Source organism: Chromobacterium sp. LK11 (genome assembly GCF_001043705.1).
GTDB lineage: Bacteria > Pseudomonadota > Gammaproteobacteria > Burkholderiales > Chromobacteriaceae > Chromobacterium > Chromobacterium alkanivorans.
Map to the genome: position 1 here is coordinate 64,372 of NZ_LDUR01000001.1, position 26,733 is coordinate 91,104.

The window sequence follows — 26,733 nt, forward strand, 5'->3', positions numbered from 1 at the left end:
AGCGTCGCAACTACACGCCAGGTTGCGCGGAAGCGGTCCTGCCGCCATCCCATGGCAAACGGGATCGCAATCGGCACAGACGCCGCCCTGTCATTCTTGTTTGAGCGCGGCGAATTGTAATGACGCACCCATGGCCTGTAAACAACTTCCTCTCTACTTTGAAATATCATGTCGCAACGAAAGCCGGCAAAGCCCGGGACCGCGCGCAAAAACGCCGATGGCATGTAAAACCACTGTTGTTTTCGCGTAATGGAAGCGTAAGACATAAAACTACAGCACAGCGGCATCGCCCGCCTTCCAAAGCCGGCCGGCTGCGCCTACAATGCCGGCCTTCCCCACCCGTTTCCACCCGTCCCATGCTGCCCATTCTTTACCGCGACGACCGGCTGATCGCCATCCACAAGCCCTCCGGCCTGCTGGTGCACCGCACCGCGCTGGACCGCAATGAAACCCGCTTCGCTGTGCAGCTGCTGCGCGACCAGATCGGCCAGCGGGTCTACCCGGTGCACCGGCTGGACAAGGGCACCTCCGGCGCGCTGCTGTTCGCGCTGGACAAGGACATGTGCCGGGAAATGAGCTGGCAGTTCGAACGCCAACAGGTGGACAAGCGCTATGTCGCCGTGGTCCGCGGCCACACCGACGACGCCGGCCATATCGACTACCCGCTGAGCCGGCGCCCGGACGACCTGGAATGGATAGGTGAAACCGTGGACACCGCGCCGCAGGCCGCCGTCACCGATTACCGCACGCTGGCGCGCGTCGAGCTGCCTATCGAAGTCGAGCGCTACCCCAGCAGCCGCTACAGCCTGCTGGAGCTGACCCCGCACACCGGCCGCCGCCACCAGCTGCGTCGCCATTTGAAGCACATCGCCCACCCCATCATCGGCGACGCCACTCACGGCAAGGGCCGCCACAATCGCATGTTCGCCGAACACTTCGGCAGCCGGCGCCTGCTGCTGGCCTGCGTCGCGATGCGGCTGAGCCACCCGGACAGCGGCCTGCCGCTGCTGCTGCAAGCGCCGCCGGCGGACGACTTCATGCAACTGGTCGAACAGCTGGGCTGGCGCGCCGCGCTGGAGGACGCGCTGCGCGGCCACGCCGAATCCGGTACAATTCGCGGCTGACGAACGCCATACCCCGCAGCCATGCTCAGTTACCGCCACGCCTTCCACGCCGGCAACCACGCCGACGTGCTCAAGCACCTGATCCAGATCGAACTCCTGAACTACCTAGGCCAGAAAGCCAAGCCCTACTGGTATATCGACACCCACGCCGGCGCCGGCGCCTACTCGCTGGTGGAAGGCTACGCCACCAAGAACGCCGAGTTCGAATCCGGCATCGCCCGGCTGTGGCGACGCGACGACCTGCCGGAAGCCGTCGCCAACTACGTCGAGGTGGTGCGCACGCTGAACGCCGACGGCGAACTCAAGCTCTACCCCGGCTCGCCGTGGTGCGCGGCGGAAGTGATGCCGGCCAGCGACAAGCTGCGCCTGTTCGAGCTGCACCCCACCGACCACCAACTGCTGGCCGACACCTTCGCCGACGCCGGCCGCCGCGTGCAGATCCAGCAGGCCAACGGCTTCGAGGCGATCAAGGCGATTCTGCCGCCGCCGCCGCGCCGTGCGCTGGTGCTGATCGACCCGCCCTACGAGGACAAGCGCGACTACCAGCACGTGATCACCGCGCTGAAGGAAAGCCTGAAGCGCTTCGCCACCGGCGTCTACGCCGTCTGGTATCCCTGCCTGCAGCGCGCGGAAATGAAGGAACTGCCCAAGGACATGAAGAAGCTGGGCGCCAAGAACTGGTTGCGCGCCGAGCTGCACGTGCAAAAGCCGTCCAGCGACGGCTTCGGCATGCACGGCAGCGGCATGTTCATTCTCAACGCGCCGTGGACCCTGCCGCAGACGCTGCGGGAAGTGCTGCCCTACCTCGCCCAGCACCTGGCTCAAGACGCCGGCGCCAGCTATGTTCTGGAAACCGGCGGCGATCTTTAACACGCCCCAAGCCCACCTAGGCCCCTTCGATGGCAAAACTCTTTTTCCGCTACGCCGCGATGAACAGCGGCAAGAGCACCCAGTTGCTGCAAATCGCCAACAACTACGAATCCATGGGCAAGACCGTGGCGCTGTTCACCAGCGCGATGGACGACCGCTACGGCTTCGGCAAGATCACCTCGCGGCTCAATCTGCAGCGCGAAGCCCGCACCTTCTCGCCGGAAATGAACTTCCTGGCCGAGGACTTCGGCCAGACCGCCTGCATCCTGATCGACGAAGCCCAGTTCATGACGCCGGAGCAAGTGCATCAGCTGCACGAGCTGGCCCACACCCGCAACATCCCGGTGATCTGCTTCGGCCTGCGCACCGACTTCCGCGGCGAGCCCTTTGTCGGCTCCGGCATGCTGCTGGCGCTGGCCGACGAAATCGAAGAAATCAAGACCATTTGCGAATGTGGCAAAAAAGCCACCATGCACATCCGCATCGACGCCGACGGCCGCCGCGTCAAAGAGGGCCCACAGGTGGAAATCGGCGGCAACGCCCGCTACCGCGCGGTTTGCGCCCGCTGCTTCTACCAGCTCTGACACTCCGCCTTGCCCGCCGAAGCCCGCCCGCGCCAGCGGGCTTTTTTGCGTCCGCCGCCGCCGCGCGCAAAAAAAACTTGCCCTGGAGTTTGATAATGTACACAATCAAATCTGCTTGCATTACAGAGGATTAGCCATGAGCCACGGAGGCAAACGCAGCGGCGCCGGCCGCAAGTCCAGCTACGGCGGCGACAAGACCGTCGCCATCCGCGTGCCGGAACCGCTGAAGCCGGTGCTGGAAGACTGGCTGCACGATTACCGCAGCTGGCGCACCGCCCACAACGCCCAGGCCGACGACGTGCGCACGCTGGCGCGCCACCTCAGCGAACTGTCGCTGCCGCTGTTCGCCAACAGCGTGCCGGCCGGCTCGCCGGTGGCGGCGGACGATCTCAAGGAAGACGACGTGGACCTCAACGCCCGGCTGGCGCCGCGCCCGGGCAGCACCTTCCTGGTCACGGTCAAGGGCGAATCCATGCTGGGCGCCGGCATCCACGACGGCGACCTGCTGGTGGTGGACCGCGCGGCGGAAGCGCGCAACGGCAAGGTCGTCGTGGCCGCGCTCAATGGCGAGCTGACGGTGAAGCGGCTGGAGAAGACCGCCGGCGGCATCCGCCTGCTGCCGGAAAACCCGGAATTCCAGCCGATTCCGGTGCCGGAAGACGCCGCCTTCCATATCTGGGGCGTCGTCACCAACGTCATCCACAAAGTGGACTGAACCTTCGGGAGAACACCATGGAACACACTCAAGCGCAATACGACAGCATCAAGATGAAGTTCATGGACTGGCGCCGGCTGCCGCGCGCCTTCCGCGCGGTGATTCAGGGCCAGCCGCAAGTGCTGGTCAGCCGCCCTGGGCGCGACTTCTACGTGCCGGTGCAGTTTGTTTAAGCAAACGCTTCCCTAAACGACAACGGCCCGGGCGTCCATGCGCTCGGGCCGTGTTTCCGCCAATGATGGCCAGCGGCGCTAATTAGCCTCGCCCACATCCGGCCCGCGCATCGCGTCCGCCGGCATGTTCAGACGCTCCACCTGGGAGCGCGCCGCGGCGAAGGCCGGGCCGGCCAGTTCCGCCGCCCAATCCGCCGCCCTGCCGGCCATGCGCTCCAGCCGCCGCGCCAAGTCCGGCTGCGCCGGCGGCCGCAGATTGGCCAGGATCAGATCAGTCTGCCGCGGATCGTTGCAGACCAGCACCATATCGCAACCGGCGGCCAAGGCCGCATCGGCGCGCTGCACGAAGCTGCCGGCGCCGGCCGCGCCCTCCATGTCCAGCGCGTCGGAGAAAATCACCCCGTCAAAACCCAGCCGGCCGCGCAACACCTGCTGCAACCAGACCCGCGAGAAGCCGGCCGGCTGCGCGTCCACCGCCGGGTACAGCACATGCGCCGGCATCACAGAGCCCATGCCCGCCGCCGCCAGACGGCCGAAGGGGATTAAATCGTCCGCCTCCAGCTCGGCCAGGCTGCGGCCGTCTTCCGGCATCAGATGATGGCTGTCGCCCTCGACAAAGCCGTGACCCGGGAAATGCTTGCCGCAGGTGGACATGCCCCCGCGCGCCAAGCCGCGCTGCAGCGCTTCGGCCAGTTCCGCCACAATGGCCGGATCGCGGTGGAAGCTGCGGTTGCCGATCACCGCGCAACGCCCCCAATCCAGGTCCAGCACTGGGGTGAAGGACAGGTCGACGCCGCAGGCGGACAACTCGGCCGCCAGCACATAGCCTACGTTCTCCGCCTGCTCCAGCGCCGCCGCGCGGTCTTGCTCCCACAGCCGGCCCAAGACCTGCATCGGCGGCAGACGGGTGAAGCCGTCGAGGAAACGCTGCACCCGGCCGCCCTCGTGGTCCACCGCGATCAGCAGATGCGGGCTGCGCAGCGCGTGGATTTCCGCGCTCAGCGCCTTCAGCTGCTCAATGTCCTGGAAATTGCGGCGAAACAGGATCACCCCGCCCACCAGCGGATGCGACAAGCGCCGCTTCTCTTCGTCCGTCAGCCGCAGGCCGGCCACGCCCGCCATCACCGGCCCGCGCGGCAAGGCCGCGCTCTGTTGAGTCTGCTGCATCGGTCTACTTTCTCTCTAGCCGGGCGCGGAGCGCTCCAGCACCACAAAAGCCAGCGCGTAACCGCGCTCGTCGCTGATGGACAGATGACGCGCGCCCACGCCGCGCTGGCTTAAAAATTGTTCCAATTCGGGGCTTAGCGCCAACAAGGGCTTGCCCCATTCGTCATGCTCGACCCAGATCGCCGCCAGCAACACCGGCTCGCGCACGCCGGTGCCCAGCGCCTTGGCCAGCGCTTCCTTGACCGCGAAGCGCTTGGCCAGGAAGCGCGCCGGATCGGCGCTGTCGACGAAGGCCTGCCGCTCGGCCGGCGCCAGCATGCGCCGGCCCAGCTTGAAACCCCAGCGCTGGAACATCGCGCGCATGCGTTCGATTTCCACCAGATCGGTGCCTATGCCGTAAATCATCGCCCACCCTCCCCGCGTCCGCGCAGCCACGCCGCGCGGGCCAGCCACAGCAGCAGGCAGGGCAGCCAGACGTAAAGCAGCTCCGAACTCACTACCCGGATCCCCTTGGCCCCCAGCCAGCGGCCAGGCGTCAGCGGCGAGCCCTCTATCGGCCGCCAGTCGAACAAGAAACGCCCTGGGTGCCAGGGCATCGCCAGCGCCGGGCCATGGGTGGCGTCGGTCCACATGTCCAGCAGCGCGTGGGAGGCCACCGCCAGGCTGAGCACCGCGAAGGCGCGCATGGGCCCCAGGCCCAGCCGCCGCCACCAGCGCCGCCCGAACACGACCAGCAGGCCGCCGGCGACCAAGGCCAGCGTCAGCGAATGGGAAATGCCGCGATGCCCCCAGGGGCTGGCGTAGGGAATGCCCAGTTTGAAGGTGATCACGTCCAGGTCCGGCAACATCGCCGCCGCGCCGCACAGCAGCAGCCAGCCGGCCATGCCGGGCGCGCTCAGCGGCCGCGGCGCGCACAGGCCGGCCAGCGTCGCGCCGGCCAGGGCGTGGGTGACGACGGTGGGCACCGCGTTTAGCCGCGCGCGGCCACCATCAACGCCTTCATCTCCCTCACCGCCTCGGCGAAGCCGACGAACAGCGCCTGGGCGACGATGGCGTGGCCGATGTTCAGTTCGGCGATCTGCGGAATCGCGGCGATCGGCTGCACATTGTGGTAATTCAGGCCGTGGCCGGCGTTGACCACCATGCCCAGCTCGGCGGCGAAGGCGGCGGCGTCGCGGATGCGCGCCAGCTCGGCGTCGCGCGCCGCGGCGTCATGGGCGTCGGCGTAAGCGCCGGTGTGCAACTCCACCACGCGCGCGCCGGCGTCCCAGGCGCGCTGAATCTGCTCGCGGTCCGGGTCGATGAAGATGGAAACGCGGATGCCTGCGTCCCGCAAGCTGCAGGTGTAGCGGCTGACGTCGGCGAAGTGGCCGATGGCGTCCAGGCCGCCCTCGGTGGTGACTTCCTCGCGCTTTTCCGGCACCAGGCACACGTCTTCCGGCTTCACCGCCAGCGCATTGGCCAGCATTTCATCGGTCATCGCCATTTCCAGATTGACCCGGGTCTTGACCACCTGGCGCATCGCCACCACGTCGGCGTCCTGGATGTGGCGGCGATCCTCGCGCAGATGCAGAGTGATCAGGTCGGCGCCGGCGGTTTCCGCCACCAACGCGGCCTCCACCGGGCTGGGATAACGGGTGCCGCGCGCCTGACGCAAGGTGGCGACGTGATCGATGTTTACGCCCAACAGAATCATATTCACTCCCGATAGCTTGGCCTCAATCCGACAGGGAATTGACGGCCTGTAACAGTTCGCGCGAAGCCAGCGGCTCCTCGCCCAATAAAGCGGTCAACCATACTCGCATCAGCGCCCGCGCTTCAAGCCGGGTGGCCGCCGTCGCGTAGTCGTCGGCCTCTATCGCCAACAGGCTGGCGCCGCTGAGCCGCAAGCCGCGCTCCAGGCTCTGGCCTGCGTCGCGCTCCGGTGCGGCGTTGCCCTGGCACCAATAATCGGCGCCGGCGTCCACTTCCGCGCCGTCGCCGTCGCGCAGCAGACTGGGCGCGTAGCCCAGCACCTGGATCAGCCGCAGCTCGTAGCGGCGCAGCACCGCCGCCAGGCCGCCCTGGCGAGCCAGGCCGCGCACCGCGGCGTCGTAAACGGCGAAGGCGCGCGGCTCGGGGTCGTCGCGCGCGGTCAGCTTCATCATCAGCTCGTTCAGATAGAAGCCGCAGATCAGCGGCAGGCCGGATAACTGCGGCACGCCGCCGTCCCAGTCCGCGCTGTGCAGGGTGCGCAGCTCGCCCTTGCCGAACCAGGACAGGGTCAGCGGCTGGAAAGGCAGCAGCAGGCCGCGCAGATCGGCGCGCGGCCGGCGCGCGCCGCGCGCCACCACCGAGAAACGGCCGTGATCGCGGCTGAGCACCTCCACCAGCAAGCTGGTTTCCCGGTAGGGCTGCGCGTGCAGCACATAGGCCGGCTGGCGGTCCACCCTGCCCGGCTGGCTCATCCGGCGCCCCCAGCCGCCGGCCGCGGGCAGACGGCTGCGGCGCTGACGTTGAAGGCGAACACCCGATACCAGGCTTCCGGCCCGTAGCGTTGGGCGATCAGGCGCTCGGCGCACTGGCGCCAGGCGGCGATGGCCTCGACGCTGTCCCAGTAGGACACGGTCTCCCGCCCCGGCTCGCCGCGCTCCAGGCCGAGGAAGCCGGCCTGGCAGGCCGCCAGCCTGGCGATGCGCTCCAGCAACTCGCGGCTGCCGGGCATCTCCTGCCCTTGCTGCAGAGAAAAAATCACCGTCCAACAGGACGGCGCCAAATGATAGTGCATGAGGGCTTCAGTCCAGGCCGAATTCCCGCAGGAAGCGGACGTCGTCGGCCCAGCCGGATTTAACCTTGACCCAGACCTGCAGGAAAACCTTGCCGTCGAACAGCTTTTCCATGTCCATCCGCGCCTCGGTGGAGATCTTCTTCAGTTTCTCGCCGCCGCGACCGATGACGATGGGCTTCTGGTTTTCCTTGTCCACCAGCACGCCGATATGGATGCGGCGCAGCTCGCCGTCCATCTCGAACATTTCCACTTCCACGTTCATTTCATAGGGCAGCTCTTCGCCCAGGTAGCGGAACAGCTTCTCGCGCACGATCTCGGCGGCCAGGAAGCGTTCGCTCTTGTCGGTGACCATGTCTTCCGGATACAGCGGCATGGATTCCGGCAGATGCGGGCGCACCTGCTCCAGCAGCTCGCTCAGGCGCTGGCCGTGCTTGGCGCTGACCACTTCGACGCCGGCGAAGGCGAATTCCGCCTGCACCTCGGCGATGAAGGCCTGCAGCGCGTCGCGGTCCTTGGCCTTGTCCAGCTTGTTCACCACTAGAATCACCGGGGTGCGTTTGGGCAGCAGCGCCATCACTTCGCGGTCGGCGCCGGTGAAGCGCATCGCCTCCAGCACGAACAGCACGCAATCGACGTTGCCCAGCGAGTCCTTGACGCTCTTGTTCAGGGTTTCGTTGAGCGCGCCCTTGTGAAAGGTCTGGAAACCCGGGGTGTCGACGAAGACGAACTGGGCGTTGTTCTCGGTATGGATGCCGGTGACGCGGTGGCGCGTGGTCTGCGCCTTCTTCGAGGTGATGCTGATCTTCTGGCCGATCAGATGGTTCATCAACGTGGATTTGCCCACGTTGGGACGGCCGACGATGGCGACGAAGCCGCAGTGGTATTGGATGTCAGTCATATACGTTTCTTGCTCGCAGCGAGTTTTTGTTCCAGCAGGTCCAGCGCCGCTTCGGCGGCCTGCTGTTCGGCGGCGCGGCGGCTGCCGCCTTCGCCGGTGGAGCCTATCGCCAGCTCGCCCAGGTCGCACTCCACGCGGAACCATTGCTCATGGGCTTCGCCGCTTTGCGACAGTATCCGGTATTTGGGCAAGGCCAGCTTGCGCGCCTGCAGCGCTTCCTGCAAGCGGGTCTTGGCGTCCTTGGCCTGGCGGGAGGTGTCGATGGACGACACGCGCTCGGCGTAAAGCCGGCGCACCACCTGCTCGGCGCGCAGAAAATCGGAGTCGAAGCTGACCGCGGCGAAAGTGGCTTCCAGCGCGTCGGCCAGAATCGACGGACGGTTGAAGCCGCCGCTTTTCAGCTCGCCCTCGCCCAGGTAGAGGTAATCGCCCAGCTTCAACTCATGGGCGATCTCGGCCAGGGTGTTCTGGTTGACCAGATTGGCGCGCAGCCGCGACAGCTCGCCCTCGGTCAGCTTGGGGAATTGATCGAACAACATGCGGGCGACGGTGTAGTTGAGGATGCTGTCGCCGACGAATTCGAAACGCTCGTTGTTGCCGGCGCCGTAGCTGCGGTGCGTCAAGGCTTGACGCAGCAGTTCCGGCTTCTGAAATGCGTAATCCAGCGCCTGACTCAGGCGCCGGAATCTATTGTCGGTTGGTGTCACTTGGCTTATTGCGGGGGCTTGCCCGCTTGGGTATCGAATTTGAACAGCAGGCTGATATTGGAAAACAAGGGCACCTCGCGCTGGTAGGCGGCGCGGATGTACACGAAGTTGCCGCCGGCCACCACCACCAGGTTTTCGCCCTTGATCGAGGCGATGCCGGCCACGCCGGCCCGCTGGTCGAAATCCCGGCGAACGGAAGACTCGCCGACATTGCTCTGGACGGACAAGGCGGTGATCGCCTGGCGCACCTCGGCGTACTCCGAGTACACCGGCATCACCTTCATGCCCAGCACCAGGACCGCGCCCAGCACGATCATCACCAACAACACGGAAAACAGCGACAGGCCCTTCTGACGGCTGAAATGCATAATGCGCTCCGAGCTTGCGATCTTGCGTTTATCAGTGAATGGTTTTGCCGATGCGCGACAGGTCGCCAAAGTTCATCCAGATCATGAAGGCCTTGCCCACCACCAGCTTGTCGTCGACAAAGCCCCAGTAGCGGCCGTCCAGGCTGTTGTCGCGGTTGTCGCCCAGCATGAAGTAATGGCCGGCCGGCACCTTGCAGACGAAACCATTGTCATCATAGCGGCAGTTGTCGCGGAACGGGAAGTCCTGCACCTGGCTCAAGGCCACGGTGGGCGAACCTTCGTTGTTCAGCACCGAGTAAGTGCGCTGACCCATGGTTTCCTTGTAGCGCTTGGCGTTGACCATCATCAAGCCCTGCTCCAGGTATTCGTAGCTGCCGTCGTCGGCGTCCGGCAAGGGCTTACCGTTGACGGTCAGGCGCTTGTCGCGGTACTCGACCACGTCGCCCGGCAGGCCGATGGCGCGCTTGATGTAGTTGACCTTGGGGTTGGGCGGGAAGTTGAACACCACCACGTCGCCGCGCTCCACCTTGTCCACCGGCGCGAACACGGTGTTCAGCACCGGCACGCGCAGGCCGTAGGTGAATTTGTTCACCAGGATGAAGTCGCCGACCACCAGGCCCGGACGCATCGAGCTGCTGGGGATCTGGAACGGCTCGGCTATGAAGGAGCGCAGCAGGAACACCACCAGGATCACCGGGAAGAAGCCGCGGGAATAATCGACGAAATGGCCGGCCTGGGTCTCGGCGACGCGGCGCTTGGCCAGCACCAGCTTGTCCGCCAGCCATACCGCGCCGGTGATCAGCACGAAGACCAGCATCACCGCGGTGAAGCTCATATAGTTGGACAGCAGGCCGAAGCCGCCGATCAGCACCGCCAGGTAGCCCCACTGCACCGCCTGCGGCCAATCCTTGGCGCCCTCCTGCTTCTTGCCGCCAAAAGCGATCAGCATGCCGCCGATCGCCACCGCCACGACAAACACCCAGAACAGATTTCCGCCCACTTATTTGTCCCCTACTTGAAGAATTGCCAGGAATGCTTCCTGCGGAATTTCCACATTGCCCACCTGCTTCATGCGCTTCTTGCCCGCCTTCTGCTTCTCCAGCAGCTTTTTCTTGCGGGTGATGTCGCCGCCGTAGCACTTGGCCAACACGTTCTTGCGCAAAGCCTTGACCGTCTCGCGCGCGATGATGTGGCCGCCGATGGCCGCCTGCACCGCGATGTCGAACATCTGACGCGGAATCAGCTCGCGCATCTTGGACACCAGTTCGCGGCCGCGGTAGATGCTGGAGGCGCGGTGCACGATCAGCGACAGCGCGTCGACCTTCTCGCCGTTGACCAGCACATCCAGCTTGACCAGATCTGCGCTCTGGAATTCCTTGAACTCGTAATCCAGCGAGGCGTAGCCGCGGCTGGTGGACTTCAGCTTGTCGAAGAAGTCCATCACCACTTCGTTCATCGGCAGATCGTAGGTCAGCATCACCTGACGGCCCATGTACTGCATATTGCGCTGCACGCCGCGCTTCTGATTGCACAGCGTCATCACCGCGCCGACATAGTCTTGCGGCACCAGGATGGTGGAGGTGATGATGGGTTCGCGCAACTCGTCGTACTTGCCGGCTTCCGGCATCCGCGACGGGTTGGACACCACTTCCACCGTGCCGTCCTTCATCACCACCTCGTAGTTCACCGTGGGCGCGGTGGTGATCAGGTCCATGTCGAACTCGCGCTCCAGGCGCTCCTGCACGATCTCCAGATGCAAGAGGCCGAGGAAGCCGCAGCGGAAGCCGAAGCCCAGCGCCTGGGACACTTCCGGCTCGTACTTCAGCGAAGCGTCGTTCAGCTGCAGCTTTTCCAGCGCGTCGCGCAGCGACTCGTAATCATGGCTTTCCACCGGGTACAGGCCGGCGAATACCTGGGACTGCACATCCTTGAAGCCCGGCAGCGCCTCGGTGGCGGGCTTGGACACCAGGGTGATGGTGTCGCCGACCTTGGCCGATTTCAATTCCTTGATGCCGGCGATGACGAAGCCCACCTCGCCCGCGTTCAGGCTCGGACGCTGGACGGATTTGGGCGTGAACACGCCCACCTGCTCGCACAGATGCTCGGCGCCGGTGGCCATGAACTTGATCTTGTCCTTGGGTTTCAGCGAACCGTCGATCACGCGCACCAGCATCACCACGCCGACGTAGTTGTCGAACCAGGAGTCGACGATCAAAGCCTTCAGAGGGCCCTCCGCATCGCCCTTCGGCGGCGGAATCTTGTTGACCACTTCTTCCAGGATGTCCTCGATGCCGATGCCGGACTTGGCCGAGGCGCGCACCGCCTCGACGGCCTCGATGCCGATGATGTCTTCGATTTCCTGGCTGACGCGTTCCGGCTCGGCGGCCGGCAGGTCGATCTTGTTCAGCACCGGCACCACTTCCACGCCCAGCTCGATGGCGGTGTAGCAGTTGGCCACGGTCTGCGCTTCCACGCCTTGCGAGGCGTCCACCACCAGCAGCGCACCTTCGCAGGCGGACAGCGAGCGCGACACTTCATAGGAGAAGTCCACGTGCCCCGGGGTATCGATCAGGTTCAGGTGATAGATCTGGCCGTCGCGCGCCTTGTAGCTCAGGGCCGCGGTCTGCGCCTTGATGGTGATGCCGCGCTCTTTCTCGATGTCCATCGAGTCCAGCACCTGGGCGCTCATTTCGCGCATTTCCAGGCCGCCACAGAATTGGATGAAGCGGTCGGCCAGGGTCGATTTGCCATGGTCGATATGGGCAATGATCGAGAAATTTCGAATGTTTTTCATGATATCCAGCAAAAGATAAGGGCACGCTAGCGTGCCCGGAACTGCTGACGGAAGCCGCGGGCCTGATGAAAGCGGCTCATCATCAGGATTGCGACCTCTCAGGCTGTTGACAGCCCATCCAGCAAGCGGGGGCACCCAGGTGCCCCCGACATAAACTCACACTGGCGCGGATTTTAGCCGATTTCGCCCAAATGTGCAGCCAATGCGGCTTGATCCAGACGCCAATGGCAGATTTCGGTCTCATCCTCCATCAGAACCGGCACCAGTTCGTTGAAGCGGCGCTCCAGCTCCGGGTCGGCGTCGACGTCGACGACGTCCAGCTCGAAGCCGTAGCGCTCGCGCCAGGGCTGCAGCTCGGCCAGCATCTGATGGCACAGGCTGCAGTACTCGCGGAAATACAGCGTCAGCTTCACTTGCCGTCGCCCACCGGCAGCGGGATGAACTGGGTGATCCCCTGGCGCAGCACTTGCAGCGCGATCGACGAGCCCTTCTTGGCCGCGGACAAGGCGGACTTCAGCTGCTCGACATTGGCCAGCGGCTCGCTGCCGATGCCCACGATCACGTCGCCCGGCTGAATGCCGGCGCGCATCGCCACATTATTGGCGCCGCGCACCAGCAGGCCGTACTTGATGCCGGCGCGCTGCAACTGGGCCGGGTTCAATACCTGCAGCCGCAGGCCGATCTGCGAGAAGCTCTGCTCGGACGGCCGCTCCTGCTGCGAGCCGCGGTATTCGCGCTGCGCCAAGCGCGGGTCCTGATCCTGCTGCTCCACCGGCACCACCTTGACCGAGATGGCCGCGCGGCCGCGCCACAGGCCCAAGGTCACCGGCTTGCCGGGCGGAATGCTGCCGATCAGCCGCTGCAGATCGGAGCCGGATTCCACCGGCTTGCCGTCCACCTGCTGGATGATGTCGCCGGGCTTGACGCCGGCCTTGGCCGCCGGGCCGTTCGGCTCCACCGCGTTGATCAGCGCGCCGGCCGGCTTGGCCAGGCCGAAGGAGGCGGCCAGATCCTGGCTCAACTCCTGGATCACCACGCCGATCTTGCCGCGGCTGACATGGCCCTTGGCCTTCAGCTGAGCCACCACGTCCATCGCCACGTCGATGGGAATGGCGAAGGAAATGCCCATGAAACCACCGGAACGGCTGAAGATCTGGGAGTTGACGCCCACCACTTCGCCCCGGGCGTTGAACAGCGGTCCGCCGGAGTTGCCGGGATTGATCGCGGCGTCGGTCTGAATGAAGGGCACGAAGGTTTCATCCGGCAGCATGCGGTTCTTGCCGGAGACGATGCCGGACGTGGCGGTGTTCTCGAAACCGAACGGCGAACCGATGGCCAACACCCCTTCGCCCACTTTCAAGGCATTGGCGTCGCCGCGGCGCACCACCGGCAGCTTGTCGGCCTCTATCTTCAACAGCGCCACGTCGGTGCGGGCGTCGGAGCCTATCACCTTGGCCTTGTACTCGCGCTTGTCCGTCAGCTTGACGGTGATCTCGTCGGCGCGGGCCACCACGTGGGCGTTGGTCAATATATAACCGTCGGCGGAAATGATGAAGCCGGAACCCAGCGACGATTCCTGTCGCTCCTGGGCGCGCGGCGGCGCGAAACGGCGGAAGAATTCAAAGAAGGGGTCGCCGCTCATGCCCTCGGGCAGATCATTGCTGACCTCGCGCACCGTGGACTTGGTGCTGATGTTGACGACTGCCTTGCCCTCGTTAGAGACGATCTGGCTGAAGTCCGGCAGTTCCGCGGCCATTGCAGCGGGCGCCGAGCCCGCCATAATAGAGGCCGCCAGCATGGCGGAAACAATCAGTTTTTTAACCGGCATGAGCGCTCCATCTTGATATGTTGTGGTTGAGACGCGCCGGCGGAAGCCGGCTGAGGGATTGCGGCGGCGAAGCGGCCGCGCGCCAGGCGCCCAGCCGCTTCGCCGCCAGGAAAAACGGACGAGCCGGCGACAAGGCGCCGGCTCGAACCCCGCCCGGCCCGCTTCGCGCAAGCTCGCCGCCGGAGGCCGAACCTCCGGACGGGCTTGCGGAAACGTCGGCGGGAATGGCCATCATGGCTTAAGGCTGACTTTCAACCCTTTCAACAGCCCCATCATCGCCGGCTCGGGCATGTCGCCCACCGCGGTCAGCTGGTAGCTGCCCTGCGGACCGGTGGCCATATTGATGGCGCCGTGCAGATTGCTGCTGCGCTCCAGACGCGCGCCTTCCGGCTGCGTCTCGACGAACAGCGACAGCATCACCAGGCCGTCCGAATACACCATGTGGCGCACCGACTTGCCCGCCTGGCCCGGCAGGCTGCGCTGCACCGAGCGCAGCAAATGAAAGCCGTTGGGCAGACCGGACACGTCGTTGTCCACCTGCGCGCCGGCCGGCGGCATCGTCGCGCCGCCCGAGCGCAGCAGGAATTTCTGCGCGAACTTGGGCCGATAGGCGCGCTTGTCCTTGGGGCCAGTCAGGTCGATGTCGGTGAAGGTGAACTGCTCCACCGCCTCGCCCTTGGGCGACAGGGTCACCATCTTCAAAGGCAGCGAGGTCAGCGGCTCCACGCACATGCGCAGGCTGTAGCGCTGCCGGTCCTTGGGCCGCAGCTCCAGCAGATTGCAATCGCGCTGAGCCACCCGGTCGCTGCCGACGTGCTTGAGCGCATACGACTGATTGATCTCGCTCATGTCCTCCGGCAGCAAGGCCGGAAACAGGCGCATCGCGCTGATCTTGGCCGCGTTCAAGGCTTTTTTGTCCGGCGCGAAACAGGCCAGCTCATTGCCTTTGCGGACAATTTCGCGGGAAGGCCCGTCCAGGGACGTCCGCTTCTCCCGCATGGCGTCGCCTTGGCCTTCCCTGACGATGTGGAAGGTTTCCAGCGTGCCGTTCATCTGGTGCAGATAGGTGCCGTTCAGCGCCTGCTGGCGTCCGGCAGCCGCCACGTTTCGCAGCAGCTGCCAGTCATCCTCTGCATGGGCGGCAGGCGCCGCCGCCACAACCATCAAGCTGATCAGAGGAATTACACGCATTTAACGGCGAGCTCCGTTTCCGTAGGATACTTTCATATTGCCTTGTTCGGAGGTCACTTCCTGATGGGCCAGCAGATAGGGGTCGTCGCGCTCGGGCTGGCTGGCTTGCGCCGGCTGAGCCACCTGCACCGGCACGCCCTTGTCCGCCACCAGCGAGGCCGGCTCGCCGCGATGCGCAAGCTGTTGCCAGCCCACCACCGCCGCGAAGCTGACGCTGGCGGCCAGCGCCACCGCGCCGGCGGTGCGGGCGCGAGCCGGACGCAGCCAGCGCCGCGGCGCAAGCACCGTGGGCTCGTCCGCCAGCCGGCTGGCGACCTGCTCTCGCACATTGAGCGCAACCATGCGGTTGGCGCGCATCGCGTCGCCAATCAAGTGATACTCGCCCCAGGCGGCATCCAGTTGCTTGTCAGATGAAATGGAAGCGATGGCTCTGGCTATGTCAGAGTCGTCCAGTTCGCCATCCATCATCGCGGATATCGTTTCTTTCATACCTACCACCTTCTGTTCTTGGCCGTATCCAGCAAAGGCCTGAGCTCGGCAGCAATCGCCTCGCGCGCCCGGAAAATCCTTGAGCGCACGGTGCCTATCGGGCAATCCATCACCTTGGCGATTTCATCGTAGGATAGACCGTCCATTTCCCTGAGCGAAATTGCGGTTCTTAGTTCCTCCGGCAAAGCCTCCACGGCGGCATTGACCGTTGCCAGAATCTCCTTGTTCATCAGCTCGGTTTCGGGCGTGTTCAGGTCGGGAAGCTGCGACGCCATGTCGAAGCTCTCGCCGTCCTCGTCCTCTATCTCGCTGTTGACCACCGGACGACGTCCGGAGGCGCTAAGGAAATTCTTGGCAGTATTGATGCCGATTCTGTACAGCCATGTGTAAAACGCGCTCTCGCCACGAAACGACGGCAAGGCACGATACGCTTTGACAAACGCCTCTTGCGTCACATCCTCGATGTCAGCGCCGTCGCGGATGAACCGCGACAACAACCTGGCGAGACGTCGCTGATACTTGGCAACAAGCAGATCGAAAGCTCTTTTTTCACCTCGCTGGGCACGCTCCACCAACTGTTGATCGAGATCCCGATCACTCATGTCGTTGTTATGCTCCCTGATTTGCCCACTGGTCGTGTTTGTGGTCGTTTATTGTGGACTGTGACTAGACCACCGCGCTTGCGATGAGTTCCCCCACGCGATTCAGCAGCGAAACATAACAGACCTCGAACAAAACTTGAACATTTGTTTTAACCGTATTGCCAGCGCGCAAACCAGCCCTTACACTCCTACCAAGCACTTGCTTGAATGACATAGAGATAACGGTCGAAGCCGAATAGTTCCCGGAACCGCCTTCGCGATTCCGGCGGCCGCCCTCCCCGGCCATGGCTTTGCCGCGTCTCAGCAACAAAGGAATCCAACGCGATGAGCACTCCCGGCCAACGCTTCCGTCAGGCGGTAGCACAAGAACAGCCCTTGCAGGTGGTGGGCGCAGTCAACGCCTACGCCGCCCGGCTGGCCGAACACTCCGGCTTTAAAGCCCTGTATCTGTCCGGCGGCGGCGTAGCCGCCTGCTCCTGCGGCATTCCGGACCTGGGCATCACCACGCTGGAAGACGTGCTGATCGACGTGCGCCGCATCACCGACGCAACCGAGCTGCCGCTCTTGGTGGACATCGACACCGGCTGGGGCGGCGCCTTCAACATCGCCCGCGCTGTCCGCAGCTTGGAAAAAGCCGGCGCCGCCGCGGTGCACATAGAGGACCAGGTGCAACAGAAGCGCTGCGGCCACCGCCCCAACAAGGCCATCGTCAGCCAAGAGGAGATGGTGGACCGCGTCAAGGCGGCGGTGGACGCGCGTCGCGACGACGGCTTCGTGATCATGGCGCGCACCGACGCGCTGGCGGTCGAGGGGCTGGACGCCGCCATCGAGCGCGCCGTCGCCTGCGTCGAAGCCGGCGCAGACATGATTTTTCCGGAGGCGATGACCGAGCTGGCGATGTACCGCCGCTTCGCAGAAGCGGTCAAAGTGCCTGTGCTGGCCAATATCACCGAGTTCGGCGCCACCCCGCTGTTCAACACCCGCGAGCTGGGCGAACACGGCGTCGGCCTGGTGCTCTACCCCTTGTCCGCTTTCCGCGCGATGAGCCAGGCCGCGCTCGGCGTCTACGGGGCGATTCGCCGCGACGGCGGTCAGCAAGCGGTGCTGGACACGATGCAAACGCGCGCAGAGCTTTATAACCATTTGGATTATCACGCTTACGAACAAAAGCTGGACGCGCTGTTCCGCCAGGAAGGCCATGGAGCCTAACAATCTGTTCGGCGACATCCCGGCCCAGTTGCCGGAAGAGTTGCTGCAGACTTTATTCAGCGGCGCGAAAGGATTCCGCGTCGAACGCATCGTCTCGCGCGGCCACTCTTCGCCGGACGGGTTCTGGTATGAGCAGGACGAAGAAGAATGGGTGCTGTTGCTGTCCGGAGCGGCCGAACTGGAATGCCAGGACCCGCCCCAGCGCCTCAGGCTGGCGCCGGGCGATTGCGTGGCCATCGCGGCGCGCCGCCGCCACCGCGTGGTCTGGACCGCGCCGGGGCGGGACAGCGTCTGGCTGGCTGTTTTCTACGAAAAATAATTATTCCGCAGGTCTGCGATCAGGAGAAAAGCATGAGCGAAACCGTTGTTGGCATCAAACCCAAGAAATCCGTAGCCCTGTCCGGCGTCGCCGCCGGCAACACCGCGCTGTGCACAGTAGGCCGCAGCGGCAATGATCTGCACTACCGCGGCTACGACATCCTCGACCTCGCCGGCCGTTGCGAATTCGAGGAAGTGGCCTATCTGCTCGTTCACGGCAAGCTGCCGAACAAGGCCGAGCTGGTCGGCTACAAGAAAAAGCTGAAGTCGCTGCGCGGCCTGCCGGCGGCAGTGAAGGCGGTGCTGGAGGCGCTGCCGGCCAGCGCTCATCCCATGGACGTGATGCGCAGCGGCGTCTCCGCGCTGGGCTGCGCGCTGCCGGAGAAGGACGATCACAACCAGGCCGGCGCGCGCGACATCGCCGACCGGCTGATGGCCAGCCTGGGCTCGATGCTGCTGTACTGGCATCATTTCAGCCACAACGGCAAACGTATCGAGGTGGAAACCGACGACGACAGCATAGGCGGCCACTTCCTGCACCTGCTGCACGGCGAAAAACCGTCTCAGGAATGGGTGCGCGCGATGCACACCTCGCTCAATCTATACGCCGAACATGAATTCAACGCCTCCACCTTCGCCGCCCGCGTCATCGCCGGCACCGGCTCGGACATGCACAGCGCCATCGCCGGCGCCATCGGCGCCTTGCGCGGCCCCAAGCACGGCGGCGCCAATGAAGTGGCTTTCGACATTCAGCAACGCTATGAAAGCCCAGCCGAAGCCGAGGCCGACATCCGCGAGCGCGTGGAGCGCAAAGAGGTCGTCATCGGCTTCGGCCACCCGGTCTACACCATCTCCGATCCTCGCAACAAGGTGATCAAGGACGTGGCGCGCGAACTGTCCAAGTCCGCCGGCAACAGCAAGATGTTCGACATCGCCGAACGGCTGGAAACCGTGATGTGGGACATCAAGAAGATGTTCCCCAATCTGGACTGGTTTTCCGCGGTCAGTTACCACATGATGGGCGTGCCCACCGCCATGTTCACCCCGCTGTTCGTCATCGCCCGCACCAGCGGCTGGAGCGCGCACGTGATCGAGCAGCGCCAGGACGGCAAGATCATCCGCCCCAGCGCCAATTACGTCGGCCCGGAAGACCAGGTCTTCGTGCCGCTGGAACAGCGCTGACCGGACCGGGGGCCGCCGCGCCCCCGCCCCTGATTTTCAAATTGGCCAAGACATGATGAATTCCGCTTACCGCATTCCCTTGCCCAGCACCGGGCTCGACTATTTCGACGCCCGCGCCGCCGTCGACGCCATCCGCCCCGGCGCCTGGGAGCAACTGCCCTACACCGGCCGCGTCCACGCCGAAAACCTGGTGCGCCGCTGCGAACCGGCGCTGCTGGGCGACTGCCTGGAGCAGATCGCCCATCGCCAGCGCGAGCGCGATTTCCCCTGGTTTCCGGCGCGCGTGGTCTGTCACGACATCCTGGGTCAGACCGCCCTGGTGGACCTGGCCGGCCTGCGCGACGCCATCGCCGATCAGGGCGGCGACCCCGCCCAGGTCAATCCGGTGGTGCCGGTGCAGTTGATCGTCGACCATTCGCTGGCGGTGGAATGCGGCGGCTTCGACCCGCAGGCTTTCGAAAAGAACCGCGCGATCGAAGACCGGCGTAACGAAGACCGCTTCCATTTCATTGAGTGGACCAAGAGCGCCTTCGACAATGTCGACGTGATCCCCGCCGGCAACGGCATCATGCACCAGATCAATCTGGAGAAAATGTCGCCGGTGATCCACGCCGACAACGGCGTGGCCTACCCGGACACCTGTGTCGGCACCGACAGCCACACCCCGCACGTGGACGCGCTGGGCGTGATCGCCGTCGGCGTCGGCGGCCTGGAAGCGGAAAACGTGATGCTGGGCCGCGCCTCCTGGATGCGGCTGCCGGACATCGTCGGCGTGGAACTGTCCGGCAAACCCGGCCCAGGCATCACCGCCACCGACGTGGTGCTGGCGCTGACCGAATTCCTGCGCCAGCAGAAAGTGGTGGGCGCTTATCTGGAGTTCTACGGCCCGGGCGCGGCGGCGCTGACCCTGGGCGACCGCGCCACCATCTCCAATATGGCGCCGGAGTACGGCGCCACCGCGGCGCTGTTCTTCATCGACGAACAGACCATCGCCTACCTGAAGCTGACCGGCCGCAGCGACGAGCAGGTCCGGCTGGTGGAGACCTACGCCAGGACCGCCGGCCTGTGGGCCGACACGCTGCAAAACGTCGTGTACGAGAGAGTGCTGCGCTTCGACCTGTCCAGCGTGGGCCGCAACCTGGCTGGCCCATCCAATCCGCACAAGCGGCTGCCGGTGTCGGCGCTGGCCGAACGCGGCATCGCCGTCAATCTGGCGCAGGCGCGCGCCGAGGAGGCCCAGGGCCTGATGCCGGACGGCGCGGTGATCATCGCCGCCATCACCAGCTGCACCAACACCTCCAACCCTCGCAACGTGATCGCCGCCGGCCTGCTGGCGCGCAACGCCAACCGGCTGGGCCTCGCCCGCAAGCCGTGGGTGAAGTCCTCGCTGGCGCCGGGCTCCAAGGCGGTGGAGCTGTATCTGAAGGAAGCCGGCCTGCTGTCCGAGCTGGAGCAACTGGGCTTCGGCATCGTCGCCTTCGCCTGCACCACCTGCAACGGCATGTCCGGCGCGCTGGAACCCAGCATTCAGCAGGAGATCGTCGAACGCGACCTGTACGCAACGGCGGTGCTGTCCGGCAACCGCAACTTCGACGGCCGCATCCACCCCTACGCCAAGCAGGCCTTCCTGGCCTCGCCGCCGCTGGTGATCGCCTACGCCATCGCCGGCACCATGCGCTTCGATATCGAGAAAGACGTGCTCGGCGTCGCCGACGGCAAGGAGATCCGGCTCAAGGACATCTGGCCGGACGACGCGGAGATAGACGCGGTGCTGCGCCAGGCGGTCAAGCCCGAACATTTCCGCCAGGTCTACGAGCCGATGTTCGCCATCCGGCGCGACACCGCCGCCAAGGCCAGCCCGCTGTACGCCTGGCGGCCGCAGTCCACCTATATCCGCCGCCCGCCGTACTGGGAGGGCGCGCTGGCCGGCGAACGCACGCTGCGCGGCATGCGTCCGCTGGCCCTGCTGCCGGACAATATCACCACCGACCACCTGTCGCCTTCCAACGCCATTCTGCTGGACTCGGCGGCCGGCGAATACCTGGCGAAAATGGGCCTGCCGGAGGAGGACTTCAACTCCTACGCCACCCACCGCGGCGACCACCTGACCGCGCAGCGCGCCACCTTCGCCAACCCCAAGCTGTTCAATGAAATGGTGTTGAACGAAGACGGCTCGGTACGCCAGGGCTCGCTGGCGCGCGTGGAGCCGGAAGGCGAGACGATGCGGATGTGGGAGGCGATCGAAACCTATATGCGGCGCAAGCAGCCGCTGATCATCGTCGCCGGCGCCGACTACGGCCAGGGCAGCTCCCGCGACTGGGCGGCCAAGGGCGTGCGCCTGGCCGGCGTCGAGGCCATCGTCGCCGAAGGCTTCGAGCGCATCCACCGCACCAATCTGATCGGCATGGGGGTGCTGCCGCTGGAGTTCCAGCCCGGCGTCAACCGCAAAACGCTGGCGCTGGACGGCAGCGAAACCTACGACGTGACAGGCCTGCGCCAACCGCGCGCCGAGCTGACGTTGCTGATCCACCGCAAGAACGGCGACACCGCACAAGTACCGGTGACCTGTAGGCTGGACACCGCGGAAGAAGTGTCGATCTACGAGGCCGGCGGCGTGTTGCAGCGCTTCGCGCAGGACTTTTTGGAGGGGGCGAGAGGCTGACCCCTCTCCCCCGGCCCCTCTCCCGCAAGGGGAGAGGGGTGACTGTTAAATTTTGTTTTATTCCTGACATTGGCTGGCAATCTCACTACTTGAGTTTGCCAATAAGGAAACTCAAGGTAGGCAGGCCAAGCGTCAACGACTCAGCAAGCCCCTCTCCCCCCCGCGGGAGAGGGGTTGGGGAGAGGGGGATGCGCCAGCTCGATTTCGCCAAATCCTTGCGCCGCAACATGACCGATGCCGAACAGCTGCTCTGGAAGCAACTCCGCGCTCACCGGCTGAACGGCGAGAAATTCCGCCGCCAACAAATAATCGGCCCCTACATCGTCGATTTCGTCCACTTCGGCGCGCGGCTGATCATAGAGGCGGACGGCGGCCAACATCATGAAAGCCGCAGCGACGCCGCGCGCGACGCTTGGCTGCAAGCGTAGGGCTTCAGCATCATGCGCTTCTGGAACCACGATATTTTGCAACACCGGGACACCGTTCTTGAAACGATATGGCAGGCGCTGAACGCCCGGGCTAAATGAACACAGCGGCAAACACAGGAAAACAAGCATATGAACCACCCAGCCCAGATCCGCATCCCCGCCACCTATATGCGCGGCGGCACCAGCAAAGGCGTGTTCTTCCGGCTGCAGGACCTGCCGGAGGCCGCGCGCCGGCCGGGCGCGGCGCGCGACGCGCTGCTGCTGCGCGTGATCGGCAGCCCTGACCCCTACGGCAAACAGATAGACGGCATGGGCGGCGCCACCTCCAGCACCAGCAAGACCGTGATCGTATCCAAGTCCGAGCGGCCGGGTCACGACGTCGATTATCTGTTCGGCCAGGTGGCGATAGACCAGGCCTTCGTCGACTGGAGCGGCAATTGCGGCAATCTGTCCGCGGCGGTGGGGCCCTTCGCCATCGCCGGCGGCCTGATCGATCCGGCGCGACTGCCCGCCGACGGCGTCTGCAGCGTGCGCATCTGGCAGGCCAATATCGGCAAGACCATCGTCGCCCATGTGCCCATCGTCAACGGTCAGGTACAGGAAACCGGCGATTTCGAACTGGACGGCGTCACCTTCCCCGCCGCCGAAGTGCCGCTGGAATTCCTGGACCCGGCCGACGAAGGCGACGGCGACGGCGGCGCGATGTTCCCCACCGGCCAACTGGTGGACACGCTGGACGTGCCCGGCGTCGGCATGCTCCCGGCCACCTTGATCAACGCCGGCATTCCCACCATCTTCGTCAACGCCGCCGACATCGGCTATAGCGGCGCCGAGCTGCAGGACGCGATCAACTCAGACCCGGCGGCGCTGGCGCGCTTCGAAGCCATCCGCGCGCACGGCGCGCTGAAAATGGGCCTGATCAAGACGCTGGGCGACATCGCCAGCCGCCAGCACACGCCCAAGATCGCCTTCGTCGCGCCGCCGGCCGACTACGCCGCCTCCAGCGGCAAGACGGTGCGCACCGCCGACATCGATCTGCTGGCGCGAGCGATGTCCATGGGCAAGCTGCACCACGCGATGATGGGCACCGCGGCGGTGGCCATCGGCACCGCCGCGGCCATTCCCGGCACCCTGGTCAACCTGGCCGCCGGCGGCGGCAAGCGCCGGGTGGTGCGTTTCGGCCACCCGTCCGGCACCTTGCGCGTCGGCGCCGAGGCGCGCCAGCAAGACGGCGAATGGACGGTGACCAAGGCGGTGATGAGCCGCAGCGCGCGGGTGCTGATGGAAGGCTGGGTTCGGGTGCCGGGCGACGCGTTCTGACGCCTCCCGGCTCAGGCGGGCAAGGCGCGCAGCAGAATGGCCTCAACATCCAGCCGCCGCGCGTCCAGCGCGCCGGCCACGCGCCCCCATTGTCCATCGTCCAGCCGTGTGTCGACGAAACCCCGGGCCAGCGCCGCCGGCGCGTGGCGCAGCAATAGGCAGGCCTGCGCCGTCAAAACCAGCAATTGCGCGAACCGGCGCCCCTGCCACTCCAAGGGTTCCGGCTCGGCGGCCAACGCCCGCAACTGAGCCAACGCGCACCGCGTCGCCGCCTCGTCGCCGGCCCAGTCCTCCAGCTCGGCCAGCAAAGCCTCCCAGGCGGCGGGCTCTCGCTGCAGCGCGCGCAGCACGTCCAGACACATCACATTGCCGGCGCCCTCCCAGATGGAATTCAGCGGCGCTTCGCGATACAGACGCGCCATCGGCCCGTCGACGTAGCCGTTGCCGCCGAACACCTCCATCGCCTCGCCGCTCTGCGCCACCGCGCGCTTGCACACCCAGAACTTGGCGGCCGGCGTGACGATGCGCTTCCAGCCGCGCAGCGCCGGCGCGTCGTCGCGCTCGAAGGCTTCGGACAGCCGCGCCGCCAACTGCAACGCCGCCTCGCTCTCCAGCGCCAGGTCCGCCAGCACCGCGCGCATGATGGGCTGCTCGGCCAGCCGCTTGCCGAAAGCCGTGCGCCGCCGCGCGTAGGCCAAGGCTTGCACCGTGCCCTGGCGCAGCAGCGCGGCGCTGCCGATCACGCAGTTGAGCCGGGTGTAGCCGGCCATTTCGATGATGGTGGGAATGCCGCGCCCCTCCTCGCCGATCAGCACGCCCCAGGCGTCCTGGAACTCCACCTCGCAGCCGGCGTTGCTGCGGTTGCCCACCTTGTCCTTCAGGCGCTGGATCCGCACCGCGTTGCGCTCGCCGTCCGGCCGCCAGCGCGGTACGTAGAAGCAGCAAGACGCGCCGTCGGCGGTTTTGGCCAACACCAGGTGGGCGTCGCACATCGGCGCCGACCAGAACCATTTGTGGCCGCGCAGCAGATATTCGCCGCCGCGGCCGCCGGCGCCCAAGGGCGTCGCCCGCGTAGTGTTGGCGCGCAGGTCGGAGCCGCCCTGCTTCTCGGTCATGCCCATGCCTATCCAGGCCGACGCCTTGCGCTCCAGCGGCAGGTCGCGGCTGTCGTGAACGCGGCTGAACAGCTTGTCGCCCAGCAGCGCCCACAGCGCCGGCTCGCGCCGCAGCAAGGGGATGGCGGCCTGGGTCATCGTCGCCGGGCACAGGCTGCCGGCTTCCAACTGGCCGTGCAGATAGAGGCCGGCCATCGTCGCGCTCCAGCGCCCCGTCCGTTCGCTGTCGAAGGGCATGCTCACCAGGCCTTGCTCGCGGTACAGCGCCAACAGCTGGTGCCAGCTCGGGTGGGAATCCACCTGATCGATACGGCGGCCGCGACGGTCAAAGGCCCTCAGCTCCGGCGCGTGGCGGTTGGCTTGCTCGGCCAGTTCGAAACTGTCCGCCCGCCCCAGGCGCTCGCCGTAGGCGCGCAACCCGGCCTCGGCCCAGCCGGCGTCGGCGCGCAGCAGGACTTCGTTCAAGGCCGGATCGCTGTCGTACAGCGAGTAATCCGCCAGTTCTTCGTACTGGTTGCTCACTTCATGGGTTTGCCAGATCATCGTTCCGTCTCCTCGCGCCGCGCAGCGGCCATGACGAAAGTATAAGGAAAGCGGCGATGCGACATGTTCGGGTTTCCCCCACCGCGGCGCAACAAGCGGAACAGGCCGCGCCGGCCACGCGCCGGCGTCCGCGCCAGTCGCGCTCGCGCGCCAGCCTGACCGCGCTGCAACAGGCCTTTGTTCAGGTTTTGCTGGAACGCGGCTACGCCAAGACCACGGTGCGCGAAGTGTCCGCCGTCGCCGGCGTGGCGGTAGGCACCTTCTACCAATACGTGCGCAATATGGACGGCCTGGCCGCGCTGTGCATCCATCAGCACGTGCACGCGCTGGCCGACGCGTTGCGTCGCGAAGCCGCCGCCCGCCGCGGCGCGGACCGCCGCGAGATCGCCGCCGCGCTGCTGACGCTGCAGCTGGACGCGGTGCAGCGCCAGGCGGCGGCCTGGAGCGCCTTGTTCCAGCTGGAACGCCGGGTGTCCCCGCTGGACGCCTACCGCCGCCACTACCGGCAATACGTGGACATCTGGCGCGCGGCGCTGGCCGCCGCCGCCGAGCCGCCGCCGCGGCTGGACGGCGCCGCGAGCATGGCCCACTGTCTGTGCTACGGCGCAATCTCCCAAGCCTTGCTGAGCCAGGGGCCCGCCGCGGACTTCGCCGCCCTACGCCCGGAGCTGGAGGCGGCGCTCAGCGCCTGCCTGGGCTGAAACCGGGGGAAGGAGTAGAATCCGCTTAGCCGCAGACAGGCGGCCAAGAAGAACAAAGGAAGCAAAATGACAGAACATTGGGGCAAGGTGCTGACCGCCATGGTCACGCCCTTCGACGAGGCAGGCCGGCTGAATCTGGACGCGGCGCGGCAGTTGGCCAGACATCTGGCCGCCAACGGCAGCGACGGCCTGGTGGTGGCGGCCACCACCGGCGAAGCGCCGACGCTGAGCGACGAGGAACGGCGCGATCTGGTGCGCGCGGTTAGCGAGGCGGTGACCATTCCGGTGCTGGCCGGCACCGGCAGCAGCCACACCGAACACGCGATCGCGCTGACGCGCGAGGCCGCAGGCCTGGGCGCCGCCGGCGTCTTCGTGGTCGGCCCCTATTACAACCGCCCGCCGCAAGCCGGCATCGAAGCCCATTTCCGCGCGGTGGCCGCGGCCACCCGCCTGCCGCTGATGGTCTACGACGTGCCGGGCCGCACCGGCCGCCGCATCGCCGCCGAGGTGCTGCTGCGGCTGTTCCGCGAGGTGGACAATATCGTCGCCTTCAAGGACGCCACCGGCGATCCGGCCGCCGCCGCCGCGCTGGTGGCCGCCGCCGGCGAACATTTCTCGCTCTATTCCGGCGATGACGCGCTGACCCTGCCCTTGCTGGCGGTGGGCGCGGTGGGCGTGGTCGGCACTTCCACCCACTGGACCGGGCCGGAGTTCGCGCGCATGATCGCCGCCTTCGAACAGGGCGACACGGCGCAGGCGCGGCGCGTCAACGCCGGCCTGCAGGAATCGTTCGCCTTCTCCAACACCGACGCCTCGGTGTTCTCCATGTCGGTGAAAGCCATGCTGCGGGCGCAGGGTCTGCCGGTGGGCCAATGCCGGCTGCCGCTGCCGCCCACCGGCGCCGCCGAGGAGGAACAGGCGCGGCGGGTATGGGAAGGGCTGCAACTGCGCCGCGCCGCCTCCTGTTGAGCGGGAGAA

Annotated in this window: 29 protein-coding genes and 1 pseudogene; 13 read left to right on the forward strand and 17 right to left on the reverse strand. The window is 65.9% G+C overall.

What is annotated here, in order from left to right; translation table 11 throughout:
- Window positions 1-356: 356 nt before the first annotated feature.
- The 5 genes from VK98_RS00230 to VK98_RS23970 all read left to right on the forward strand — a co-directional run bounded on the left by VK98_RS00230 (window position 357) and on the right by VK98_RS23970 (window position 3,466).
- Entirely contained in the window at window positions 357-1,124 is a 768-nt protein-coding gene (locus VK98_RS00230) for a tRNA pseudouridine(65) synthase TruC (protein WP_048412112.1), read from the forward strand.
- Between the two features lie 21 nt (window positions 1,125-1,145).
- Window positions 1,146-1,994 carry a 23S rRNA (adenine(2030)-N(6))-methyltransferase RlmJ gene (locus tag VK98_RS00235; protein WP_048412113.1) on the forward strand — a complete coding sequence of 283 codons (849 nt, stop codon included), beginning with the start codon at window positions 1,146-1,148 and terminating at the stop codon, window positions 1,992-1,994.
- A 29-nt stretch (window positions 1,995-2,023) separates the two neighbouring features.
- Window positions 2,024-2,578: a thymidine kinase gene (locus VK98_RS00240; protein ID WP_048412114.1), complete on the forward strand. Its 555-nt coding sequence runs from the start codon at window positions 2,024-2,026 to the stop codon at window positions 2,576-2,578.
- 136 nt (window positions 2,579-2,714) lie between these two features.
- A complete protein-coding gene (locus tag VK98_RS00245; protein ID WP_048412115.1) occupies window positions 2,715-3,293 on the forward strand; it encodes a LexA family transcriptional regulator in 579 nt (192 codons plus the stop codon).
- 17 nt (window positions 3,294-3,310) lie between these two features.
- Window positions 3,311-3,466: a hypothetical protein gene (locus VK98_RS23970; protein WP_167604380.1), complete on the forward strand. Its 156-nt coding sequence runs from the start codon at window positions 3,311-3,313 to the stop codon at window positions 3,464-3,466.
- 78 nt (window positions 3,467-3,544) lie between these two features.
- Here VK98_RS23970 and nagZ read toward each other — a convergent pair whose 3' ends face one another.
- The 16 genes from nagZ to rpoE all read right to left on the reverse strand — a co-directional run bounded on the left by nagZ (window position 3,545) and on the right by rpoE (window position 16,277).
- Window positions 3,545-4,633: a beta-N-acetylhexosaminidase gene (gene nagZ, locus VK98_RS00250; protein ID WP_048412116.1), complete on the reverse strand. Its 1,089-nt coding sequence runs from the start codon at window positions 4,631-4,633 to the stop codon at window positions 3,545-3,547.
- A 15-nt stretch (window positions 4,634-4,648) separates the two neighbouring features.
- Entirely contained in the window at window positions 4,649-5,038 is a 390-nt protein-coding gene (gene acpS / locus VK98_RS00255; RefSeq protein WP_048412117.1) for a holo-ACP synthase, read from the reverse strand.
- The gene (locus VK98_RS00260; protein ID WP_053077150.1) at window positions 5,035-5,598 is read right to left on the reverse strand and encodes a metal-dependent hydrolase; all 564 of its coding nucleotides are present in this window, start codon (window positions 5,596-5,598) and stop codon (window positions 5,035-5,037) included. Before VK98_RS00260 ends, acpS begins: the two co-directional genes overlap by 4 nt.
- A 5-nt stretch (window positions 5,599-5,603) precedes the next feature.
- Window positions 5,604-6,326, reverse strand: a complete 723-nt coding sequence (pdxJ, locus tag VK98_RS00265; RefSeq protein ID WP_197082922.1) for a pyridoxine 5'-phosphate synthase — start codon at window positions 6,324-6,326, stop codon at window positions 5,604-5,606.
- A 25-nt stretch (window positions 6,327-6,351) separates the two neighbouring features.
- Complete coding sequence (recO, locus tag VK98_RS00270) at window positions 6,352-7,080, reverse strand: DNA repair protein RecO (RefSeq protein WP_048412119.1); 729 nt, start codon at window positions 7,078-7,080, stop codon at window positions 6,352-6,354.
- Complete coding sequence (locus VK98_RS00275; RefSeq protein ID WP_048412120.1) at window positions 7,077-7,400, reverse strand: antibiotic biosynthesis monooxygenase; 324 nt, start codon at window positions 7,398-7,400, stop codon at window positions 7,077-7,079. Before VK98_RS00275 ends, recO begins: the two co-directional genes overlap by 4 nt.
- Before the next feature lie 7 nt (window positions 7,401-7,407).
- Window positions 7,408-8,298 carry a GTPase Era gene (gene era / locus VK98_RS00280; RefSeq protein ID WP_048412121.1) on the reverse strand — a complete coding sequence of 297 codons (891 nt, stop codon included), beginning with the start codon at window positions 8,296-8,298 and terminating at the stop codon, window positions 7,408-7,410.
- Window positions 8,295-9,005, reverse strand: coding sequence for a ribonuclease III (gene rnc, locus VK98_RS00285; RefSeq protein ID WP_048412122.1), 711 nt, complete (start codon window positions 9,003-9,005; stop codon window positions 8,295-8,297). Before rnc ends, era begins: the two co-directional genes overlap by 4 nt.
- Window positions 9,006-9,010: 5 nt before the next feature.
- Complete coding sequence (locus VK98_RS00290) at window positions 9,011-9,373, reverse strand: DUF4845 domain-containing protein (protein WP_048412123.1); 363 nt, start codon at window positions 9,371-9,373, stop codon at window positions 9,011-9,013.
- A gap of 31 nt (window positions 9,374-9,404) precedes the next feature.
- Window positions 9,405-10,373 carry a signal peptidase I gene (gene lepB / locus VK98_RS00295; protein WP_048412124.1) on the reverse strand — a complete coding sequence of 323 codons (969 nt, stop codon included), beginning with the start codon at window positions 10,371-10,373 and terminating at the stop codon, window positions 9,405-9,407.
- Window positions 10,374-12,167, reverse strand: a complete 1,794-nt coding sequence (gene lepA, locus VK98_RS00300; RefSeq protein ID WP_048412215.1) for a translation elongation factor 4 — start codon at window positions 12,165-12,167, stop codon at window positions 10,374-10,376. It abuts the gene before it with no gap.
- 173 nt (window positions 12,168-12,340) lie between these two features.
- Window positions 12,341-12,580: a glutaredoxin family protein gene (locus VK98_RS00305; RefSeq protein ID WP_043641595.1), complete on the reverse strand. Its 240-nt coding sequence runs from the start codon at window positions 12,578-12,580 to the stop codon at window positions 12,341-12,343.
- Entirely contained in the window at window positions 12,577-13,995 is a 1,419-nt protein-coding gene (locus VK98_RS00310) for a DegQ family serine endoprotease (protein WP_048412125.1), read from the reverse strand. The genes VK98_RS00305 and VK98_RS00310 overlap by 4 nt, the downstream gene beginning before the upstream one ends.
- 231 nt (window positions 13,996-14,226) lie before the next feature.
- Complete coding sequence (locus VK98_RS00315) at window positions 14,227-15,186, reverse strand: MucB/RseB C-terminal domain-containing protein (protein WP_048412126.1); 960 nt, start codon at window positions 15,184-15,186, stop codon at window positions 14,227-14,229.
- Window positions 15,187-15,675: a sigma-E factor negative regulatory protein gene (locus VK98_RS00320; RefSeq protein WP_048412127.1), complete on the reverse strand. Its 489-nt coding sequence runs from the start codon at window positions 15,673-15,675 to the stop codon at window positions 15,187-15,189.
- A gap of 2 nt (window positions 15,676-15,677) precedes the next feature.
- The gene (gene rpoE / locus VK98_RS00325) at window positions 15,678-16,277 is read right to left on the reverse strand and encodes an RNA polymerase sigma factor RpoE (protein ID WP_043641588.1); all 600 of its coding nucleotides are present in this window, start codon (window positions 16,275-16,277) and stop codon (window positions 15,678-15,680) included.
- A gap of 324 nt (window positions 16,278-16,601) precedes the next feature.
- Here rpoE and prpB point away from each other — a divergent pair, with 324 nt between their 5' ends.
- From prpB to prpF, 6 genes and pseudogenes are all read left to right on the forward strand, one after another.
- The gene (gene prpB / locus VK98_RS00330) at window positions 16,602-17,486 is read left to right on the forward strand and encodes a methylisocitrate lyase (RefSeq protein WP_048412128.1); all 885 of its coding nucleotides are present in this window, start codon (window positions 16,602-16,604) and stop codon (window positions 17,484-17,486) included.
- Entirely contained in the window at window positions 17,476-17,805 is a 330-nt protein-coding gene (locus VK98_RS00335) for a cupin domain-containing protein (RefSeq protein WP_048412129.1), read from the forward strand. The genes prpB and VK98_RS00335 overlap by 11 nt, the downstream gene beginning before the upstream one ends.
- Window positions 17,806-17,837: 32 nt before the next feature.
- Window positions 17,838-18,986, forward strand: coding sequence for a 2-methylcitrate synthase (gene prpC / locus VK98_RS00340; protein WP_048412130.1), 1,149 nt, complete (start codon window positions 17,838-17,840; stop codon window positions 18,984-18,986).
- Between the two features lie 55 nt (window positions 18,987-19,041).
- A complete protein-coding gene (gene acnD, locus VK98_RS00345) occupies window positions 19,042-21,648 on the forward strand; it encodes a Fe/S-dependent 2-methylisocitrate dehydratase AcnD (protein WP_048412216.1) in 2,607 nt (868 codons plus the stop codon).
- A gap of 188 nt (window positions 21,649-21,836) precedes the next feature.
- A pseudogene (locus VK98_RS00350) lies at window positions 21,837-22,175 on the forward strand (endonuclease domain-containing protein).
- Window positions 22,176-22,205: 30 nt separating this feature from the next.
- Complete coding sequence (gene prpF / locus VK98_RS00355; RefSeq protein ID WP_048412131.1) at window positions 22,206-23,396, forward strand: 2-methylaconitate cis-trans isomerase PrpF; 1,191 nt, start codon at window positions 22,206-22,208, stop codon at window positions 23,394-23,396.
- An 11-nt stretch (window positions 23,397-23,407) separates the two neighbouring features.
- Here prpF and VK98_RS00360 read toward each other — a convergent pair whose 3' ends face one another.
- Window positions 23,408-25,054, reverse strand: a complete 1,647-nt coding sequence (locus VK98_RS00360; RefSeq protein WP_048412132.1) for an acyl-CoA dehydrogenase family protein — start codon at window positions 25,052-25,054, stop codon at window positions 23,408-23,410.
- Between the two features lie 56 nt (window positions 25,055-25,110).
- On the opposite strand from VK98_RS00360, the gene VK98_RS00365 reads away from it, so the two are divergent.
- Together VK98_RS00365 and dapA are read left to right on the forward strand one after the other, a co-directional pair.
- Complete coding sequence (locus VK98_RS00365; RefSeq protein WP_048412133.1) at window positions 25,111-25,755, forward strand: TetR/AcrR family transcriptional regulator; 645 nt, start codon at window positions 25,111-25,113, stop codon at window positions 25,753-25,755.
- Window positions 25,756-25,821: 66 nt separating this feature from the next.
- Window positions 25,822-26,724 (forward strand): 4-hydroxy-tetrahydrodipicolinate synthase, encoded by a 903-nt coding sequence (dapA, locus tag VK98_RS00370; RefSeq protein WP_048412134.1) that lies wholly within the window; start codon window positions 25,822-25,824, stop codon window positions 26,722-26,724.
- Window positions 26,725-26,733 lie beyond the last annotated feature (9 nt).

Coding starts and splice junctions, on each gene's coding strand:
- VK98_RS00230 (WP_048412112.1), top strand. CDS start 357: ATGCTGCCCATTCTTTACCGCGACGACCGGCTGATCGCCATCCACAAG.
- VK98_RS00235 (WP_048412113.1), top strand. CDS start 1,146: ATGCTCAGTTACCGCCACGCCTTCCACGCCGGCAACCACGCCGACGTG.
- VK98_RS00240 (WP_048412114.1), top strand. CDS start 2,024: ATGGCAAAACTCTTTTTCCGCTACGCCGCGATGAACAGCGGCAAGAGC.
- VK98_RS00245 (WP_048412115.1), top strand. CDS start 2,715: ATGAGCCACGGAGGCAAACGCAGCGGCGCCGGCCGCAAGTCCAGCTAC.
- VK98_RS23970 (WP_167604380.1), top strand. CDS start 3,311: ATGGAACACACTCAAGCGCAATACGACAGCATCAAGATGAAGTTCATG.
- nagZ (WP_048412116.1), bottom strand. CDS start 4,633: ATGCAGCAGACTCAACAGAGCGCGGCCTTGCCGCGCGGGCCGGTGATG.
- acpS (WP_048412117.1), bottom strand. CDS start 5,038: ATGATTTACGGCATAGGCACCGATCTGGTGGAAATCGAACGCATGCGC.
- recO (WP_048412119.1), bottom strand. CDS start 7,080: ATGAGCCAGCCGGGCAGGGTGGACCGCCAGCCGGCCTATGTGCTGCAC.
- VK98_RS00275 (WP_048412120.1), bottom strand. CDS start 7,400: ATGCACTATCATTTGGCGCCGTCCTGTTGGACGGTGATTTTTTCTCTG.
- era (WP_048412121.1), bottom strand. CDS start 8,298: ATGACTGACATCCAATACCACTGCGGCTTCGTCGCCATCGTCGGCCGT.
- VK98_RS00290 (WP_048412123.1), bottom strand. CDS start 9,373: ATGCATTTCAGCCGTCAGAAGGGCCTGTCGCTGTTTTCCGTGTTGTTG.
- lepA (WP_048412215.1), bottom strand. CDS start 12,167: ATGAAAAACATTCGAAATTTCTCGATCATTGCCCATATCGACCATGGC.
- VK98_RS00310 (WP_048412125.1), bottom strand. CDS start 13,995: ATGCCGGTTAAAAAACTGATTGTTTCCGCCATGCTGGCGGCCTCTATT.
- VK98_RS00315 (WP_048412126.1), bottom strand. CDS start 15,186: ATGCGTGTAATTCCTCTGATCAGCTTGATGGTTGTGGCGGCGGCGCCT.
- VK98_RS00320 (WP_048412127.1), bottom strand. CDS start 15,675: ATGAAAGAAACGATATCCGCGATGATGGATGGCGAACTGGACGACTCT.
- rpoE (WP_043641588.1), bottom strand. CDS start 16,277: ATGAGTGATCGGGATCTCGATCAACAGTTGGTGGAGCGTGCCCAGCGA.
- prpB (WP_048412128.1), top strand. CDS start 16,602: ATGAGCACTCCCGGCCAACGCTTCCGTCAGGCGGTAGCACAAGAACAG.
- VK98_RS00335 (WP_048412129.1), top strand. CDS start 17,476: ATGGAGCCTAACAATCTGTTCGGCGACATCCCGGCCCAGTTGCCGGAA.
- prpC (WP_048412130.1), top strand. CDS start 17,838: ATGAGCGAAACCGTTGTTGGCATCAAACCCAAGAAATCCGTAGCCCTG.
- acnD (WP_048412216.1), top strand. CDS start 19,042: ATGAATTCCGCTTACCGCATTCCCTTGCCCAGCACCGGGCTCGACTAT.
- prpF (WP_048412131.1), top strand. CDS start 22,206: ATGAACCACCCAGCCCAGATCCGCATCCCCGCCACCTATATGCGCGGC.
- VK98_RS00360 (WP_048412132.1), bottom strand. CDS start 25,054: ATGATCTGGCAAACCCATGAAGTGAGCAACCAGTACGAAGAACTGGCG.
- VK98_RS00365 (WP_048412133.1), top strand. CDS start 25,111: ATGCGACATGTTCGGGTTTCCCCCACCGCGGCGCAACAAGCGGAACAG.
- dapA (WP_048412134.1), top strand. CDS start 25,822: ATGACAGAACATTGGGGCAAGGTGCTGACCGCCATGGTCACGCCCTTC.